A 17,282-nucleotide genomic window follows, 5' to 3' on the forward strand; every position below is an offset into this window, starting at 1 on the left:
TACATAGCGTTATGAAAAAAAGTACCTTAAAAAAAAGTGTTTTAGCAAATCTATTTGTACTAGGATTACTGTACAGTTCTTGTGCTCCTAAAATAAATGAGAAAAGCTCCAACACTAAAAATAAAATGGATGGGGTTTGGAAATTGAGTCATTTTTATCATGTAGCAAACGCAGATACGCTTTTTACTAATACCAATAAAGTACAGCATAAAATTTATTTAAATGGTTTTGTAATTTGGAACGCAGATCCAGCTCCAGATACATCAGAATGGCATGGATTTGGAACCTATACATTTAAGAATGATACTATTACAGAGGTGTTAACCTCTATGTCTACCTCCATGAAGAGTGATGTTAATACGTATGTTATTCCTATAGAACATAATGGCAAAACCTATAAGCAAGTAAATACCTATACCAGAAACGATACTATTTTTAAGAATATTGAGGTTTATAAAAAGTTAGATTAAACTATTTTTCTTAAGTTTTTAGTGAGATATTTATAGGTTTTTCACATTTTATTTTATAATAAAGTAGTAAATAGGTTATTTTATTAGTGATTCTTAATTATTTTGCAGTAGAAAATATCTAATATAGACTTTAAGATGTTTTTAATAGTAAAAATAAAATGAAGAAGATATTTGTAGTAATAGGAGTTCTTTTAATGGCAGCGTCTTGCAATAAAAAAGAAGTCTCTAAAAGTATATTTGTAAAAAATATAAAAGAATTAAACAACGCTATTACTAATGTAAAGCAAGGAGAAGAAATTGTACTTGCAAATGGAATTTGGAAAAATGCAGAAATTAAGTTTTTTGCACTTGGAGCAAAAGATGCTCCAATTACTTTACGAGCAGAAACACCAGGAAAAGTTTTTATAGAAGGCAAATCTTCTTTGCATTTAGGAGGGCAGTATTTAGTAGTAGACGGCTTATATTTTAGAAACGGGTATTCTCCAGAAAATGGTGTTATTAGGTTTATGATTAATACTGACAGTATTGCACATAACACTAGAGTTACCAATACGGTAATAGATGGGTTTACAAGACCAAATAAATGGGAAAATGACCGTTGGATAGAGTTTTACGGTAGGCATAACCAACTAGATCATTCCTATATTGCAGGAAAATCTAATGATGGCGAAACGCTTAGAGTATTTTTTACAGGGAATGAAAATATTAAAAATCACCATCAAATAATACATAACTATTTTGGGCCACGACCAAGAAAAGGAGGGCCAAGGGCAGAAACTATACGTGTGGGCGATAGTAAAACAAGATTTGCACCTGGTTACGTAAATGTTTCTAATAATTATTTTGAAGCTTGTAATGGCGAGGTAGAAATTATATCGGATAAGACCAACTACAATTCTTTTACCAATAATATATTTTACAAGTGCGAGGGTTCTTTGGTACTAAGGCACTCTAACTACGCTACGGTTAATGCCAATATTTTTATTGGAGGAGACGATTCTAATTTTTATGGAGGTATTAGAGCCGTAAATACCGGGCACTGGATTACCAATAACTACTTTTATAAGATTAAGGGCGAAGAATTTAGAAGTCCGTTAGCGGTCATGAACGGTATTCCTATGACCCCTTTAAATAGGTATAAACAAGTTGCAGATGTAGTAGTGGCGTATAACACTTGGGTAGATTGTAAGTCGCCCTGGCAAATAGGCGTTGGGCAAAATACTGCTAGTGCAGGAGTGCTACCGCCAAGCGAAGTGCGCTCTGCAGCTCCAATACGTTCTATTATTGCTAATAATATTATTTACAATACCAAAGAAGATGCTGCACCAGTAGTTAACCATGATAAGATGGATGGTATACTTTTTAAGAATAATATTCTGGATAATAATGGTAAAGCGTTTACAGAATTTGGAGTGCTTAAAAACGAAACTATAAAAATGAAGCAAATAAACAATTGGTTATTTGTACCAGAAGACACTCAAAATGATAGTTTAAATGAGGTGTATTATGGGTTTGATTTTAAACTTATTACAGCAGACCTTTTTGGGGTAGATAGAAGTAAATCTAATAAAATTGGAGCTGCTATTACTATTGCTGCTGCCAAAAATTTTAGGATTAATAAGAAAAATTATGGGCCAGATTGGTTCTCAACAGAAAGTAAGAATGTAGCACCTAATATTCTAACTGCTTCTTCCAAGAAAGGAGAGTTGGCAAAAATTATAGCAGAAGCAAAATCTGGGGATATTATTCATTTAACAGATACTCTTTACACTATAAATACGGCATTATCAATAAACAAAGATGTAACAATTAGTTCTAAAAGAGAAAACAAGGTACAATTGTTATTTACAGGAGATAGCAATACATCAGCCTTTAAAATGCATCCAAAAGGAAGTCTTCATTTAAATAATCTTTCTATTACAAGTAAAACCAAACAATTGGCATTTGCACCATTAAAAGAAAATATGGCATCGGCCTATAAACTGTATATAAACAATTGTATGCTTTCTAATTTTAAATATGTATTACAGGCCACTAAAGGTTCTTTTGCTGATACGATTAACATACAGAATACTACCATTAAAAATTGTGAAAATGGTATAGTATTAACTGCCGAAGAAAAAGGAGATTATAATGCAGAGATGGTTACAATTAATAAATGTACTTTTAAAAATATAGATAAAAATGTACTTTATTTTTATAGAGGAGGTTATGATGAATCTACCATTGGAGGGAATTTAAAAGTAACAAATTCTGTTTTTGAAAATTGTGGTAGCAAAGAAAAAAGTGGCACTATGCTAAAAACCCCAGGGATTATAAATGTTACTCTTATGGGTAATACATTCCAGAACAACCCTGTAAAATTAGTAGCCTTATTGTGGGGCGAAAAAAACAACCATCATAGTACTAATAAAGTGCTTAATTCTGGACTAATAAAAGTAGAAGAGCAACATAAGTTAGATATACTTTATTAAGAAAACTGCCAACAAACCACCAACCATGAATAAATTAAAAACAGTAATTAAAAATCTTGGACCAGGATTATTATTTGCGAGTATGGCCATAGGCACTTCGCACCTAGTACTGTCTACCAAAGCAGGAGCTCAATATGGTTGGCTTATGGTAATACCAATAGTAATAGCCAATATATTAAAATATCCATTTTTTGAATTTGGAATACGATATACCAATGTAACTGGAAAAAGCATTATAGAAGGCTACCGTAATAGAGGAAAAGGGTATTTATGGTTATATGCCTTTATTACATTGGCAACCTCAATTGCTACTCCTGCGGCATTATGTTCCATTACCGCAGGGCTTTTTATTACTATTTTTGGAATACAAGGAGTTTCTATTACTACTGTAGCTTTAGGCTTATTTGTTTTTAATAGTATTATTTTAATTATTGGTAAGTACAAATTACTAGAAGCCATGCTAAAATTTGTTGTTCCTATTCTCTTTGTTGCATTATTAGCTACTACTGTATTGGTAATTAATAAAGGAGCAATAACTCCTGTTACAGGTTTTGAAGCACCTAAATTTTTTGATGAAATGGGAGTTTTGTTTTTAATTACCCTAATTGGTTGGATGCCTACTGCAGTAGAAGGTAGTAGTTGGTTAAGTCTTTGGACGGTAGAGAAATATAAAATATCTAAGAAAAAACCTAGCTTAAATGAAGCTTTACAAGAGTTTAATTCTGGGTATCTTATGACCGCTATTTTGGCAATTTTCTTTTTAATTATTGGTAGTACAACACTTTTTGGTTCAGGAGTAGAACTAAGTGGAAATGCAGTAACTTTTTCTGATCAGGTAATACAAATATTTACAACGCATATAGGAAGTTGGGCATATGTATTTATTGCCGTAGCAGCTTTTGCCACCATGTACAGTACTTGTTTAACAAACCACGATGCAATAGCAAGGGTAAGTATAGATGTTATTTCGAAAATTGCAGGAGATAAAAAAGAATCAGTCTCTAGAAAATATTATTCCATTAGTGTAATTATTCTTTCGGTAATGAGTATTGTAGTACTATATGTTCTTGCTGCGAATATGAGCTTAATTTTAGGTGTAGCAACAGGAGTTTCTTTTGTGTTAGCTCCTGTGGTAGGATATATGAATTTAAAAAATGTAATGAGTAATGAAATTCCAAAGGCAGACCGCCCAAATTTAAATTTACAAATACTAACCTACGTAGGTATTTTTTTCTTGTCTTTACTAGCGGTTTATTATGGTTGGATGGTAGTTTTTTAGTGAATAAATGATTTTTAATAAAAAACAACTTTTAGTATTAAATTGAGCTCTTTTGTTTTTTTTAGGTAAAAGGACACTTATTATACATTAAATTTGATAAGATTTGAAATGCAATTTTAGGAAGTGGTATGAAAAAAAATATAATATCTTTTTACACGCTATAAGAAAATACTGAAAACCCTTACTACTATTTAAATGAAGCTTCAAGAATATCTTAAGAATATTAAATCAATGTCAGACGAAAAGGCCGATTTAATTTCTACCTATTTTATTCAGAAATCTTTTACCAAAGAAACATTACTTATACAGGAAGGTAAGACTAGTAAAAATTCTTATTTTTTAGAGTCGGGCATAATAAGGTGTTATATTATAGATTTAAATGGGAACGAGGTAACTACCAGATTTTTTTCTGCTCCAGATTTTTTAAATGATTATTTATCTTTTTTTGAGCAGAAACCAAGCGAAGAAAATTACGAGCTATTAACAGATTGTGTTCTCTACAGTATTAGTTATGATAATGTGCAACATTGTTTTCATACCATACCAGAATTTAGAGAATGGGGCAGAATGCTTTTAACCTTAAATTACACGTTTGTAAATAAAAAAATGATATCCCTTTACAAAGAAACTGCGCAAGAACGTTACCTTAATTTAGAAAAAACAAATCCGGAAATTATAGAAAAAGTGCCCTTACATATTATAGCATCTTATCTAGGGATTACAAAATTTTCTTTAAGCAGAATTAGAAAAGAAATTCAAGAATTGTCATAGGGCAATTTGTAATTCTTTCATGTTCTACATCTTTGTAAAAAAAAGATGGATTTAGCAATAACACAAGTACCTGTTTGGTTATCAATACTTTTTATAATTAGCTTTAGTACTATTCCTGTTTTTTTAATAAACCAAGCAGTAAAATTTGCTTATGAAAATTATAAGACTAGCTCTTTGCTAAGAAAAAGGATAGTTATTTTTTATTGGTTGTATTTTGGAATAGTAGCAGTACTATCCTTAACAGGGTTTTTCATGAAAAATGTGCTACCGCCCAGAATAATCTTAGTTACTGTAATTCCTCTTTTTCTATTTTATATACTGTATGTGCAAAGAACAAAATGGTTTGCTATAGTATTTAAGCATATTAAGTTAGAGCAATTAGTTTTTATTCATGTCTTTAGGTTTGTGGGTGTGTTTTTCTTTTTGGTTTATTTTTATGATGTTATACCCAAAGAATTTGCATGTATAGGAGGTGCAGGAGATATACTAACAGCCGTTTTAGTTTTTCCAGTGGTAAGGGCATTAAAAAAAAGATATTCGTATGCAAAGTTAGTAACTTGGGTATGGAATATTATAGGGGTAATAGATATAGTTTCCGTGTTAGTAACAGCTATAGTTTTAACTAAAGTAGCTGTCCAAAATAATACAGAAGGAGTAAGTCAGTTCGGTACTTTCCCTTTTAGTTGGATTCCTGCTTTTGCACCAGCAACCATAATTTTCTTACATATATTGGTATTTAAGAAATTAAAAGAAGAATAATTAAGAAATAATTATTGTAAAGCAACCATTTTAAATTAGTGCATCTTTTTTCTAAATAGTTTTATATAACATTTATAGAATAAAAAAGCACTATTATGAAGGAAAAATGGATATTAATTATGGTTTCTCTATTTGTATTAAATTGTAATGATTCTAAGGAAGATTGTTCATTAGTCCTTTGTTTAGAAAGAGGTTATTTTATAGAGTTGATAAGCAAAGACACTAAGACTAATTGGATTATAGAGAATGGCTATACAGAAGAAGATATACAGGTGCTTAATACAGAGTCAGATACAGTCTATTTTAGCTTTAATAACTGTAGTATTTGGATTCCGGCATCTAATAGTGCTCATGGAATGCATACGCTGTTAATAGATGAAATTGAAATTCCATACAGTTATGATTTTACAGAACCGGGTGATGGTTGTTGCGATTTTGGAGATTTAACAGATGTTACAGTTACCAATTATGAATTTACAGCTAAAGATTATCAAATAGAAATCTTTTTATAGGTAGTTACTCTTCAAATTAAAACAGGATATTCCACTATCTTTGCCGCTTCAAAACATAGGAATGTCTTATAAATTATTAGCTTCTCCTTTACAAGGTTTTACCGATTTTAATTTTAGAAATGCGCAGCAGCATTTTTTTGGAGGCATAGACACTTATTATGCCCCTTACATTCGGTATAATAAAAAAATGATTATTAAAGGGTCGTATCAAAGAGATTTAGACCCAGCAGTAAACACCAGTTTAGAGGTAATACCGCAAGTAATGACTGCAGATGCAGATGCTTTTATATTCACTATAAAGTATATAGAATCTTTAGGTTATAAAGAATTAAATTGGAATTTAGGTTGTCCGTATCCTATGGTTACTAATAGCGGAATGGGTTCTGGACTTATTTGTAATACCGAAAAAATAGACCATATTTTGGAACGTGCGCATAACGAGACTAATGTTACTATTTCTATGAAAATGAGATTAGGATATGAGACTGCAAATGAGATATTAGACGCTTTTCCTATCCTAGAAAAATATCCGCTTAAGAATGTTGCTATACATGCTCGTCTTGGAAAACAATTATACAAAGGCGGTGTAGATTTAGACGCTTTTCAAAAGTGTGTAGACGTAGCTAAACATACGTTATACTATAATGGAGATATTACTACGGTAGCTCAGTTTAAAAAAATGCGAGAACGTTTCCCAACTATAGAGCATTTTATGATTGGCCGTGGTCTTATTGCAGACCCTTTTTTACCAAGTATGATAAAAGCAGATACCACAGAGTACCCTGCTAATAGATGGAAAATTTTTAAAGAATTTCATGATACCATATACCAGCAGTATGATGCTAAACTTTCTGGTCCAACCCCTATAAAAATGAAAATGTTAGGTTTTTGGGAGTTTTTTGCACAATCTACCCATGATCCTAGAAAAGTATATAAGGCAATAAAAAAAGCAGGGAACCCCTATAAATACCGAAACGCTGTAGCAGAAATTATTGCAGCGCAGAAATAAAACTAGTAAAATTTAAAACCCCTTAAAACGGGGTTGTTCTTATGAATGCAAATGAATATTTTTATAGAATGAAAAATATAAAACATATTCTAGTACTTTTTGTTATGGTAGTTTTAACTGCCTGTAGTGGTTCCGATACGTATAGAGGAGATTGGAAAGCTATTAATAACCAAGGAGAAAAATATAAATTAATTTTTGAGGCTAAGAGTTTTGTGGTTACCAATGCCAATGGAGAAACAACAAATTACAATTATACCCAAAACAAAGTAAGTATATCTAATGGCGTAGAAACTTATGGTTTAAATTTAGAAGATGGTAGAAAATACCAACTAAATTTTCCGCTTGCTGATGATGAATCTGTAGGTGTGTTACTAGATACTAACGGAAAGGTTTTGTATACTATTGCAAGAGATGAGTACATAACTTACGATGCTATTTTTGCTTTAGATTAAGACATTTTTAATAGCTGTTTTTATGAGGAAAATCTTTATAATCTTATTGTTTTTTAGCATAACTTTTAGTTATTCTCAGACAGAGGTTAAACCTAATTTATCGGATTGTGCTATGCAATTAACAAAGCAAAAAGTAACGTATGACCCAAGTTATTTTTCTATAGGCTATCCTAATGGTGATGTTCCAAGTGATAAAGGTGTTTGTACAGATGTTGTAATACGCGCTTATAGAAAATTAGGAGTTGATTTACAGAAAGAAGTACACGAAGATATGAAAGCCAATTTTAGTTTGTATCCTAAAATATGGGGGTTAAAAACTACAGATAAAAATATTGACCACAGAAGAGTTCCTAATTTAATGACTTATTTTAAAAGAAAGGGAGCAGAAAAAGAGATTTCTGAGAAGGCAAAAGATTATATCCCTGGGGATATTGTTTGTTGGAATTTGGGAGGAGCAATAACACATATTGGAATAGTTGTTGACAAAAAATCTACAGACGGAAAAAGGAATTTAATAGTTCACAATATTGGTGCAGGTCAAGTTTTGCAAGATTGTCTTTTTGAGTATAAAATTATTGGGCATTATAGTTATAATCGGTAGCAACTATCTGTAATAGTTAAACAGTTATATGAGGAATAACCTCTTTTACTAAATTCTTATTTTTTAATAATAATATTTAGATTATGTTTGATTTTAAATAAGAATAATACCGCAATCCTTAGTAAACATTTTATGAAATTAAAATCGCTAAAATTTATTGGAATACTTTTTTTAGGCTTTGTTTTATTAGTAGCAAATACAAGTTGTACTAGTCTTATAGAAGATGAAGTAGATAACCAGAAAGAAGAGGAGGAAAAGGAGGAAGTAATTGCAACAATGACAGCAGAGGTTAATGGTGAAGCTTTTGAGTCCTATATTATTGGTGATGGGGAAAGTGTTTCTGCTACCATAAATATATTATCTACAGGAGGCTACCTCGGAGCTATTTCGGGTTTTGATTTTACTATAGGATTAAAAAGACCCAAAGCCATTATTTTTTATTTTATCGGAGGCGATTATGAAGCGTTAAGTAATGGAGAAATTTACAATACTATTACTCCAGATTTTCTTTCTAGTGGTGCTTATGCGTGGTATACCCAAAACAATGGAGAAGAAGAAGGAAATGAAGGTTTTGGAGATAATAAAGAGCTTGAAGAAGTTTACGTAAAAATAACTAGTATAGATAAAGAAAACAAACTCCTTTCCGGAGAGTTTAATTATAAAGGGACTTCTTCTGTAACAGGTAAAAAGTATGCAATTACGAACGGAAAATTTTCTAATGTTCTTTATGTGTTAGACCAAGAGTAAATTAATAAACAGCTTTATTGTATATTTTTTTACACAGTAAAGCTGTTTTCTTTTTAAAAGAGAAATTGTTAGTAACGAATAGTTTTTACAAAATTGGCAATACCATTTACTCCCTCTTTATGTAAATGTTTTATAAAAGCAGAGCCAATAATAGCCCCCTTTGTAGATTTAGTTGCTTGAGTAAATGTTTCGGCATCTTTAATACCAAAACCAACTATTTGCGGGTTTTTTAATTTCATATTTTCTATTCTACTAAAATAATCTTCTTGGGTATTTCCAAAACCAGATTGTGAGCCAGTTACTCCCGCAGAACTAACCATGTATATAAATCCGTCCGAAGCAGCATCAATCTGTTGTATACGTGCATCGCCAGTTTGTGGTGTAATTAAAAAGATGTTTACAAGCCCGTGTTTTTCAAAAATAGCTTTGTAATCACGCTCATACACATCTAACGGAAGGTCGGGAATAATAAGTCCGTCAATTCCAATTTCTGCACATTTTGCACAAAAATCCTCTACGCCATATTGCAACATTGGGTTAAAGTAACCCATGATAATAAGAGGAATAGTAACCGTTTTTCTAATGTCTTTTAATTGATCAAAAAGAATCTCTGTAGTCATCCCATTTTTCAAAGCAATAGTAGAGCTCTCTTGTATGGTAGGACCATCTGCTAAAGGGTCGGAAAAAGGAAGTCCAATTTCAATAAAATCGACATCATTTTTTTCTAAATCCTGAATAATGGTAACAGTGTCATTTAAAGAAGGGAAACCAGCACTAAAATATATAGAGAGTAATTTTTTGTCCTCTTGTAGTTTTTGTTTTATTCTATTCATTACTTTGTTAGGTATTAAGTAAAGAGTACAAAGTAGTTAGTATAAAGTATTCTAACTACTTAATACTTTGTACTATAAATTAAAGTACTTTATATAATTATCTAAATCTTTATCTCCTCTACCGGAAAGGCATATAACTACCACATCTTCTGGCTTAAAGGCTTTATGTTTAAAAATAGCAAGGGCGTGGCTACTTTCTATAGCAGGAATAATGCCTTCTAGTTTAGTGAGTTCTAAACCTGCTTGCATTGCTTCATCATCCGTAGCGGAATAAAATTCAGCACGTTTAGTTTTATACAAATGCGAATGCATAGGACCCACACCTGGGTAATCTAAACCAGCAGAAATAGAATAAGGCTCTGTGATTTGTCCGTCCTTAGTTTGCATTAATAAGGTTTTGCAACCGTGTATAACACCTTCTTTCCCTAATGCTGAGGTTGCTGCACTTTCTCCAGAATGAACCCCTTTACCAGCAGCTTCAACAGCAATAATACCTACTTCTTCTTCATGTAGGAAGTGATAATAAGTTCCTGCTGCATTACTGCCGCCACCAATACAAGCAATTACATAATCCGGATTTTCTTTTCCTTCTTTTTCTTTTAACTGCCATTTTATCTCTTCTGAAATAACCGATTGAAAACGCGTTACCATATCTGGATAGGGGTGGGGGCCAATGGCAGAACCAATAATATAATGGGTATCTACAGGATTATTAATCCAATCTCGGATAGCTTCATTGGTAGCATCTTTTAAAGTTCTACTGCCAGATAATGCAGGACGAACTTCTGCGCCTAACATTTTCATACGAGCTACGTTTGGCGCTTGACGGGCAATATCAATTTCGCCCATGTATACAATACATTCTATGCCCATAAGTGCGCATACTGTAGCTGTAGCAACACCGTGTTGACCTGCGCCAGTCTCCGCAATAATACGTTTTTTGCCAAGGCGTTTAGCCATTAATATTTGACCAATAGTATTATTTACCTTATGTGCTCCAGTGTGGTTTAGGTCTTCTCTTTTTAGATAGACTTTAGTGTTATATTTTTTGGATAATCTTTTTGCTAAATATAGCGGTGATGGCCTACCAACATAATCTTTTAATAATTGGTCAAATTCTTCTTTAAAAGAAGGTTCTGCCATTATTTTTAGATAGTTTTGTCTAAGGTTCTCTACGTTTGGATAAAGCATTTCTGGAATAAATGCCCCGCCAAAGTCTCCGTAATATCCTCTTTCGTCAACGTTATAATTCATATTCTTTTTTCTTAATAGTAATAAGTCCTAAGTATTTAGTACAAAGTACTGAGTTCTCATTTATATTTTTCTAATTACTTTGTACTCATGACTAAATACTTAGTACTTAATCCTAAGTACTAATTTCATCAATAAACTGTTTTAATTTCTCAATATCTTTTAATCCAGGTTCTATTTCAAACTTGCTATTTACATCTAATGCGTAACAATATTTAGAGGCATCGGTTTGTAAAAAGGCTTTTATTTTATCCGTTTCTTCAAGACCAATTCCACCACTTAAAAAGAAAGGTTTGGTAGAAGGGTAATTTTTTAACACACTCCAATCAAAGGAATAACCGTTGCCACCTGGAAGTTTTCCTTTAGTATCAAACAAAAAGAAATCACACACCTTTTCAAAATCATTTAAAACTTCAAAATTGAATTCATTTTTTATAGAAAACACTTTAATAATCTCTATTCCTTTGGCTTTTTCATGTAATTCTTTACAGAATTCTGGGCTTTCTTTTCCGTGTAATTGTACTCCTAAAAGATTGTATTCCTGTATTTTGTATAGGATCTCCTGAAGACTTTCATTAACAAATACACCAATTTTTTTTATGCTGTGTTGTAGCTCTGGCATTTGGCTATTAAAGCATCTTTTAGAAGGTTTCCAAAAAATAAACCCTAAGTAATCTGGAGATAAGCTTGCAACTTCAGAGATATTAAGATGCATACCACAAATTTTAAGTTTAGGAAAACCATCTCTTTTAAACTCTTTTTTTTGTGTGTAATAATAATCGCTCATCTCAATTATTTTAAACTAGAAATAAAAGAGGCTGCACTTTCACCAGGATTGTTGGTCTTCATAAAATTCTCTCCAATTAAAAATCCTTTAAAACCAAAAGGCTGTAATTTTTTAATAGCTTCTATAGAGCTAATACCACTTTCTGAAACTTTTACAAAATCGTTCGGAATTAAGGTAGAGAGTTTTTTACTAGTTTCTAGACTAACTTCAAAAGTTTTAAGGTTGCGGTTGTTTACACCTAACATATCTAAACTAGGCATAATAGATTTTTGTAACTCTTGCTCATTATGCACTTCTAAAAGCACATCTAAACCTAAGCCTTTAGCAAACTCAGAAAAGCTTTTTATTTCTTCTCTAGTAAGTATAGCTGCAATTAATAAAATAACGTCTGCACCATAAGCTTTTGCTTCTAGAATTTGATAGGGATCTATAATAAACTCTTTGCGTAACAAGGGCATTTTTACAGACGCTCTTGCTAATAGTAAATCGTCCAGAGCACCACCAAAATATTTACCATCGGTTAAAACCGACATGCCACAAACACCAGCATTTTCATAACCAGTTGCAACATCTTGTACATTTAAGGTATGGTTTATTACAGATTTTGAAGGGGAACGCCTTTTATGTTCTGCAATAATACCGGTAGTACTATTTTTTAATGCATTTGCTAAAGAAACGGTTTCTCTAGAGAAAAGTACAGAACTTTCTAATTGGGAAACAGGAATTAAAGATTTACGTAAATCTACTTCCTTGCGTTTATCAATAACTATTTTTTCTAAAATATCCATTATGCGCTAAGGTTTTGTAATTTTTTAAGAGTTTCTAATCCTTTACCACTAAATAAGGATTCTTTAGCATGCTCAAAACCTTCTTTTGGCGTAATGTTCTTTACGGTTGCAATAGCAACACCAGCATTGGCACAAACAACATTATTTTGCGGTTCTGTTCCTTTGCCTTCGAGAACATTCATAAATATTTTTGCGGAGGATTCTACCGTATCACCACCATAAATTTGTGATTGTTGAATTGGCTGTAAACCAAAATCGGACGGTTTTATAATTCCTTCAGTATGGTTAGATATTGTTTTGGTATCTCCAGTTAAAGAAATTTCATCATACCCATCTAAAGCGTGTAAAACGGTAAAATTCTTATCTGTATTCTGATATAAATATCCATACATTCTTGCTAGTTCTAAATTAAAAACACCTACCATTTGGTTTTTAGGGAAGGCAGGGTTTACCATTGGACCTAACATATTAAAAAACGTTTTAACTGCTAGTTCTCTACGAATAGGGGCAACATTTTTCATAGCAGGGTGAAACAATGGTGCGTGTAATACACAAATACCAGTATCTGCTAAACACTTTTCTAAAAAGCCAGCATTGTTACTAAATTTTATACCAAGATATTCCATTACATTACTACTACCACAAGCAGAAGAAACACCATAATTTCCATGTTTGGTAACTTTAACACCAGCGCCAGCAGTAACAAAAGAGGATAGGGTAGAGATGTTAAAAGTATCTTTGCCGTCGCCACCAGTACCACATAAATCTATAGGATTATATGCTGATAAATCTACTGCTAAACAAAGTTCTAAAAGCGCATCACGAAAACCTTCTAATTCTTCTATAGTAATGCTACGCATCATATACACAGTTAAGAAAGCTGCAATTTGGCTCGTATTATAATCACCTTTAGCAATATTTACCAATACTTGTTTAGCATCTTCTTTTTCAAGAATATCGTGATTAATAAGTCGGTTTAATATTTTTTTCATTTTTTTGGTTTGTATAGTCTTAAGTAGATAGTACAAAGTACTAAGTAAATATGTCTAATTTTTTAAATAATTGTTAGAATTTATTTCTTCTTAATTTCATTTTCCTATTAAATACAGAGCATAAAAAATTCGATTAATACTTTTTACTTCTTACAGATTTTTAGCTCATTACCCAGTTTTCTAGTATTTTTTTTCCATTAGGAGTAAGTACAGATTCTGGATGGTATTGTACTGCAGAAACATCGTATAATTTATGACGAAGGGACATTACTTGTCCGTTTTCATCAAAAGAAGTAGCTTCTAAAACTTCTGGTAAATCTGGATTAACAACCCAAGAGTGGTAACGGCCTACTTCAATCTCTGTATCTAATCCTTTAAATAAAATATCTTCAGGTTTGGTAATTTCTATTTTAGTAGCAATACCATGATATACTTGGTCTATATTTATTAAAGAACCACCAAAAACTTCGGCAATGGCTTGTTGGCCTAAACAAACACCAAAAATACTTTTGGTAGGAGCATATTTTGCAATTATTTGTTTAAGGAGCCCTGCTTCATCTGGAATTCCAGGTCCTGGAGAAAGCACAATTTTATCAAAAGCATCTACTTCTTCTAAACTAAGTTGGTCGTTACGTTTTACAACAACTTCGCAATCTAAGTCTTCTAAATAGTGTACCAAGTTATAAGTAAAGCTATCGTAATTATCTATGACTAATATTTTTTTCATTTTATTCTCAATTTTGGAAATTTAGATAGATTTTGCTATTTCCAATGCTTTGGTTAAAGCACCTAGTTTGTTGTATGTTTCTTGTAACTCATCTTCTGCTTTAGAGGCAGCAACTATACCTGCACCAGCTTGGTAGTGTAATTGGTGGTTTTTACTTAGGAAAGTCCTAATCATTATGGCATGGTTAAAATTACCTTCAAAATCCATAAAACCTATGGCGCCACCATAATAGCCTCTACTTGTTTTTTCATACTTTTCTATAAGTTGCATTGCCATGTGTTTAGGAGCACCACTTAATGTTCCGGCAGGGAAAGTATCTGCTACAACTTTCATAGTTGGGATATCTTCTTTCTTTTGTCCGGTAACTTTAGAAACCAAGTGTATAACATGAGAAAAGAACTGTACTTCTCTATAGTTTTCTACTTTAACTGTATTTCCGTTTCTACTAAGGTCGTTACGCGCAAGGTCTACAAGCATAACATGTTCACTATTTTCCTTGTCGTCTTTAGTAAGTTTTTTTGCAAGAATGGCATCTTGCTCATCATTGCCTGTTCTTTTAAATGTACCTGCAATTGGATGAATTTCTGCTTTTCCTTCTTTTACAATAAGTTGTGCTTCTGGAGAACTTCCAAAAATTTTAAAATCTCCATAATCAAAATAAAACAGGTAAGGGGAAGGGTTTACGGAGCGTAATGCTCTATACACATTAAACTCATCTCCTTTAAATTCTTGAGAGAAACGTCTAGAAAGTACTAGTTGAAAAACATCGCCACGTTGGCAGTGTTTTTTAGCAAGTTCTACATGTTCTTTGTATTCCTCATCTTTTAAGTTAGAAGTTGGTTCTCCTTGGGTAGTAAAATTATAAGAAGCAAAACTTCTAATATTTAAAATTTGCTCTATCTCGGCAATATTTTCTTTACTGTTGTAACAATGTGCAAAAATATAAGCCTCATTATTAAAATGATTTATAGCTATTATATTTTGATATACCGCATAGTAAATATCTGGAATAATAGCACTATTTTCTTTTTTAGAAAGGTCTACATCTTCATAATAGCGTACTGCATCATAAGCCATATACCCAAAAAGACCATTGTTTATAAACTTAAAGTCATTTTTACTGCCTTTAAATTTTTTACTAAAATCATCTAGTATAGAAACAACATCTGTATCTTCTTTAATTTCTATTTCTTTAGAAGTACCATCTGGAAATTGTTGTAGGATTACCTCGTTCTCTACTTTAATAGATGCAATAGGATTGCAGCATATATAAGAGAAACTATTATCATTAGCGTGGTAATCGCTACTTTCTAATAGGATACTATTAGGAAAACGGTCTCTAATTTTTAAATACACACTAACCGGAGTAATGGTATCTGCAAGTATTTTTTTAAAATGTGTCTCTAATTGATATTTCATTAGATAAAGTATTAAGTTTTTTAAAAAAGGAAAGGCTTGTCGTGATGACAAGCCTTTTATATAGTTTTACTACAATGATGCTTTGCTCACGATGTTTTTCGTAAGTTACTCCACCACCAAATATTTGTTTTATTATTCCTCATTGTGCTTCAAATATAAAAAGGATTTTTATAATAGCCAATAGCCTATTGTAAAAAATAATAAAACCCTATTACTTTGTTATAAGTTATAGGGTTTTTAAAATGTTTTTGTTGTTTTTAGAAAGCTAATTCCACAACTAAATCAAACTCATCATAGATTGCTTTGTCTTTTAAATCATCAAAGAAACTAGAAGAACCATATTTAATATTGTATTTTGTTCTATCTACTTTTAAAGTAGCAGTAGCTTTATTTTCAAATACAGAAACTACAAATGTTACTTCTTTAGTAATCCCTTTAATAGTTAAATCTCCTGTTACCGTATAAGAATCTTTATTAAAAGACTTTAGGTCTTTGAAAACTAATTTTGCAGTAGGGTGCGCTTTTACACCAAAGAAATCATCAGAAGCTAAATGCCCATCTAATTTTCCTTTGTACTCTCCTTCTAAATCTGTAGTGTTAATTGTAGTCATGTCTACTACAAATTCTCCACCAGTAAGTTTACTTCCTTTAAAATCTAAAGAACCAGATTTTAAACTTATTGTGCCAGCATGTTCCCCGGTTACTTTGTAACCTTTCCATGTTACTGTACTTTCACTAGTTTTAATTGTTTTTTTGTCACCATCTATTGGTGTGTTGGCAGTAGCTGTAAATCCAAATACTACTGCAAATGCTAGACTTAATAATTTCTTTTTCATTTTTAATGTAATTAATAGTTAATGTTATATTTAAAATTTATTGAACAATACGTTCAGGTACTCTAGTTCTTCTTCGGAAAAATTTTGAACAATATGTTTGTCATTCTTGTTCATTGCAATATCCATGCTAGAAAGTGCTTTTTCTCCTTTTGTGGTAATATAAATCTCAATTTTTCTTCGGTTAGTTTCACAGGTTTTTCTTTTTACATACCCTTTTAGTATTAATTTATCTACTAACCTAGTAGTGTTACTCATTTTAGTAACCATACGTTCATTTAAGGTTTTTAAGTTGGCAGGTTTGCCACACTGTCCTCTTAAAATACGTAATACGTTAAATTGCTGAATAGAAACATCAAAAGGCTTTAAAGTTGCATTTATTGTTTCATTTACTTTATTGCTTACTAACATTAAATGGATTACCGTTTTACTTGGTAATTCCATTTTTTTATCCGTTTTTATTATTTCTTCAACATTCATGTCTCTACAATAATTGTATATACAAATGTATGTTGATTTGTTTTAATATATGTGTTTTTAGAATTAAATTTTTGTTAAAAAAAGAGTTTGTATTTAAT

General features: G+C 31.6%; 19 protein-coding genes. 10 read left to right on the forward strand and 9 right to left on the reverse strand.

Annotated elements, in window-relative coordinates; genetic code table 11:
* The first annotated feature begins 11 nt into the window (after positions 1-11).
* The 10 genes from CLV91_RS15985 to CLV91_RS16030 all read left to right on the forward strand — a co-directional run bounded on the left by CLV91_RS15985 (position 12) and on the right by CLV91_RS16030 (position 9,074).
* Positions 12-470, forward strand: coding sequence for a hypothetical protein (locus tag CLV91_RS15985; protein ID WP_121069238.1), 459 nt, complete (start codon positions 12-14; stop codon positions 468-470).
* 158 nt (positions 471-628) lie between these two features.
* Positions 629-2,944: a chondroitinase-B domain-containing protein gene (locus tag CLV91_RS15990; RefSeq protein WP_121069239.1), complete on the forward strand. Its 2,316-nt coding sequence runs from the start codon at positions 629-631 to the stop codon at positions 2,942-2,944.
* 25 nt (positions 2,945-2,969) lie between these two features.
* The gene (locus tag CLV91_RS15995; RefSeq protein WP_121069240.1) at positions 2,970-4,223 is read left to right on the forward strand and encodes an NRAMP family divalent metal transporter; all 1,254 of its coding nucleotides are present in this window, start codon (positions 2,970-2,972) and stop codon (positions 4,221-4,223) included.
* Between the two features lie 231 nt (positions 4,224-4,454).
* A complete protein-coding gene (locus tag CLV91_RS16000; protein ID WP_170146776.1) occupies positions 4,455-4,994 on the forward strand; it encodes a Crp/Fnr family transcriptional regulator in 540 nt (179 codons plus the stop codon).
* Positions 4,995-5,039: 45 nt separating this feature from the next.
* On the forward strand, positions 5,040-5,753 hold the full coding sequence (locus CLV91_RS16005; protein ID WP_121069242.1) for a hypothetical protein: 714 nt from the start codon (positions 5,040-5,042) through the stop codon (positions 5,751-5,753).
* Positions 5,754-5,848: 95 nt separating this feature from the next.
* On the forward strand, positions 5,849-6,265 hold the full coding sequence (locus CLV91_RS16010) for a hypothetical protein (RefSeq protein WP_121069243.1): 417 nt from the start codon (positions 5,849-5,851) through the stop codon (positions 6,263-6,265).
* Positions 6,266-6,326: 61 nt separating this feature from the next.
* Positions 6,327-7,274, forward strand: a complete 948-nt coding sequence (locus CLV91_RS16015) for a tRNA dihydrouridine synthase (protein WP_121069244.1) — start codon at positions 6,327-6,329, stop codon at positions 7,272-7,274.
* Between the two features lie 68 nt (positions 7,275-7,342).
* The gene (locus tag CLV91_RS16020; RefSeq protein WP_147406433.1) at positions 7,343-7,726 is read left to right on the forward strand and encodes a hypothetical protein; all 384 of its coding nucleotides are present in this window, start codon (positions 7,343-7,345) and stop codon (positions 7,724-7,726) included.
* Positions 7,727-7,748: 22 nt separating this feature from the next.
* Positions 7,749-8,327, forward strand: coding sequence for a DUF1287 domain-containing protein (locus CLV91_RS16025; protein ID WP_121069246.1), 579 nt, complete (start codon positions 7,749-7,751; stop codon positions 8,325-8,327).
* 132 nt (positions 8,328-8,459) lie between these two features.
* Positions 8,460-9,074: a hypothetical protein gene (locus CLV91_RS16030; RefSeq protein ID WP_121069247.1), complete on the forward strand. Its 615-nt coding sequence runs from the start codon at positions 8,460-8,462 to the stop codon at positions 9,072-9,074.
* Between the two features lie 68 nt (positions 9,075-9,142).
* On the opposite strand, the gene trpA is transcribed toward CLV91_RS16030, so the two are convergent.
* The 9 genes from trpA to CLV91_RS16075 all read right to left on the reverse strand — a co-directional run bounded on the left by trpA (position 9,143) and on the right by CLV91_RS16075 (position 17,184).
* Positions 9,143-9,907: a tryptophan synthase subunit alpha gene (trpA, locus tag CLV91_RS16035; RefSeq protein WP_121069248.1), complete on the reverse strand. Its 765-nt coding sequence runs from the start codon at positions 9,905-9,907 to the stop codon at positions 9,143-9,145.
* Between the two features lie 72 nt (positions 9,908-9,979).
* Positions 9,980-11,161, reverse strand: coding sequence for a tryptophan synthase subunit beta (gene trpB, locus CLV91_RS16040; RefSeq protein ID WP_121069249.1), 1,182 nt, complete (start codon positions 11,159-11,161; stop codon positions 9,980-9,982).
* Between the two features lie 112 nt (positions 11,162-11,273).
* Positions 11,274-11,945, reverse strand: coding sequence for a phosphoribosylanthranilate isomerase (locus CLV91_RS16045; RefSeq protein ID WP_121069250.1), 672 nt, complete (start codon positions 11,943-11,945; stop codon positions 11,274-11,276).
* 5 nt (positions 11,946-11,950) lie between these two features.
* Complete coding sequence (trpC, locus tag CLV91_RS16050; protein WP_121069251.1) at positions 11,951-12,733, reverse strand: indole-3-glycerol phosphate synthase TrpC; 783 nt, start codon at positions 12,731-12,733, stop codon at positions 11,951-11,953.
* Positions 12,733-13,725, reverse strand: a complete 993-nt coding sequence (gene trpD, locus CLV91_RS16055; RefSeq protein WP_121069252.1) for an anthranilate phosphoribosyltransferase — start codon at positions 13,723-13,725, stop codon at positions 12,733-12,735. Before trpD ends, trpC begins: the two co-directional genes overlap by 1 nt.
* Before the next feature lie 160 nt (positions 13,726-13,885).
* Positions 13,886-14,452, reverse strand: a complete 567-nt coding sequence (locus CLV91_RS16060) for an anthranilate synthase component II (protein ID WP_121069253.1) — start codon at positions 14,450-14,452, stop codon at positions 13,886-13,888.
* A gap of 21 nt (positions 14,453-14,473) precedes the next feature.
* The gene (locus CLV91_RS16065; RefSeq protein WP_121069254.1) at positions 14,474-15,871 is read right to left on the reverse strand and encodes an anthranilate synthase component I family protein; all 1,398 of its coding nucleotides are present in this window, start codon (positions 15,869-15,871) and stop codon (positions 14,474-14,476) included.
* Positions 15,872-16,128: 257 nt separating this feature from the next.
* Positions 16,129-16,707: a YceI family protein gene (locus CLV91_RS16070; RefSeq protein ID WP_121069255.1), complete on the reverse strand. Its 579-nt coding sequence runs from the start codon at positions 16,705-16,707 to the stop codon at positions 16,129-16,131.
* 30 nt (positions 16,708-16,737) lie between these two features.
* Positions 16,738-17,184 carry a MarR family winged helix-turn-helix transcriptional regulator gene (locus tag CLV91_RS16075; protein ID WP_121069256.1) on the reverse strand — a complete coding sequence of 149 codons (447 nt, stop codon included), beginning with the start codon at positions 17,182-17,184 and terminating at the stop codon, positions 16,738-16,740.
* Between the last annotated feature and the right edge of the window lie 98 nt (positions 17,185-17,282).

This window comes from Maribacter vaceletii (genome assembly GCF_003634105.1).
GTDB lineage: Bacteria > Bacteroidota > Bacteroidia > Flavobacteriales > Flavobacteriaceae > Maribacter_B > Maribacter_B vaceletii.

What these genes read in the sequence shown, in the direction of transcription:
- trpA (WP_121069248.1), bottom strand. Translation starts at nt 9,907, where the DNA reads ATGAATAGAATAAAACAAAAACTACAAGAGGACAAAAAATTACTCTCT.
- CLV91_RS16075 (WP_121069256.1), bottom strand. Translation starts at nt 17,184, where the DNA reads ATGAATGTTGAAGAAATAATAAAAACGGATAAAAAAATGGAATTACCA.
- CLV91_RS16005 (WP_121069242.1), top strand. Translation starts at nt 5,040, where the DNA reads ATGGATTTAGCAATAACACAAGTACCTGTTTGGTTATCAATACTTTTT.
- CLV91_RS16000 (WP_170146776.1), top strand. Translation starts at nt 4,455, where the DNA reads ATGTCAGACGAAAAGGCCGATTTAATTTCTACCTATTTTATTCAGAAA.
- CLV91_RS16015 (WP_121069244.1), top strand. Translation starts at nt 6,327, where the DNA reads ATGTCTTATAAATTATTAGCTTCTCCTTTACAAGGTTTTACCGATTTT.
- trpD (WP_121069252.1), bottom strand. Translation starts at nt 13,725, where the DNA reads ATGAAAAAAATATTAAACCGACTTATTAATCACGATATTCTTGAAAAA.
- CLV91_RS16070 (WP_121069255.1), bottom strand. Translation starts at nt 16,707, where the DNA reads ATGAAAAAGAAATTATTAAGTCTAGCATTTGCAGTAGTATTTGGATTT.
- CLV91_RS16060 (WP_121069253.1), bottom strand. Translation starts at nt 14,452, where the DNA reads ATGAAAAAAATATTAGTCATAGATAATTACGATAGCTTTACTTATAAC.
- CLV91_RS16045 (WP_121069250.1), bottom strand. Translation starts at nt 11,945, where the DNA reads ATGAGCGATTATTATTACACACAAAAAAAAGAGTTTAAAAGAGATGGT.
- CLV91_RS16020 (WP_147406433.1), top strand. Translation starts at nt 7,343, where the DNA reads ATGAAAAATATAAAACATATTCTAGTACTTTTTGTTATGGTAGTTTTA.
- CLV91_RS16010 (WP_121069243.1), top strand. Translation starts at nt 5,849, where the DNA reads ATGAAGGAAAAATGGATATTAATTATGGTTTCTCTATTTGTATTAAAT.
- trpB (WP_121069249.1), bottom strand. Translation starts at nt 11,161, where the DNA reads ATGAATTATAACGTTGACGAAAGAGGATATTACGGAGACTTTGGCGGG.
- trpC (WP_121069251.1), bottom strand. Translation starts at nt 12,733, where the DNA reads ATGGATATTTTAGAAAAAATAGTTATTGATAAACGCAAGGAAGTAGAT.
- CLV91_RS15985 (WP_121069238.1), top strand. Translation starts at nt 12, where the DNA reads ATGAAAAAAAGTACCTTAAAAAAAAGTGTTTTAGCAAATCTATTTGTA.
- CLV91_RS15990 (WP_121069239.1), top strand. Translation starts at nt 629, where the DNA reads ATGAAGAAGATATTTGTAGTAATAGGAGTTCTTTTAATGGCAGCGTCT.
- CLV91_RS15995 (WP_121069240.1), top strand. Translation starts at nt 2,970, where the DNA reads ATGAATAAATTAAAAACAGTAATTAAAAATCTTGGACCAGGATTATTA.
- CLV91_RS16025 (WP_121069246.1), top strand. Translation starts at nt 7,749, where the DNA reads ATGAGGAAAATCTTTATAATCTTATTGTTTTTTAGCATAACTTTTAGT.
- CLV91_RS16065 (WP_121069254.1), bottom strand. Translation starts at nt 15,871, where the DNA reads ATGAAATATCAATTAGAGACACATTTTAAAAAAATACTTGCAGATACC.
- CLV91_RS16030 (WP_121069247.1), top strand. Translation starts at nt 8,460, where the DNA reads ATGAAATTAAAATCGCTAAAATTTATTGGAATACTTTTTTTAGGCTTT.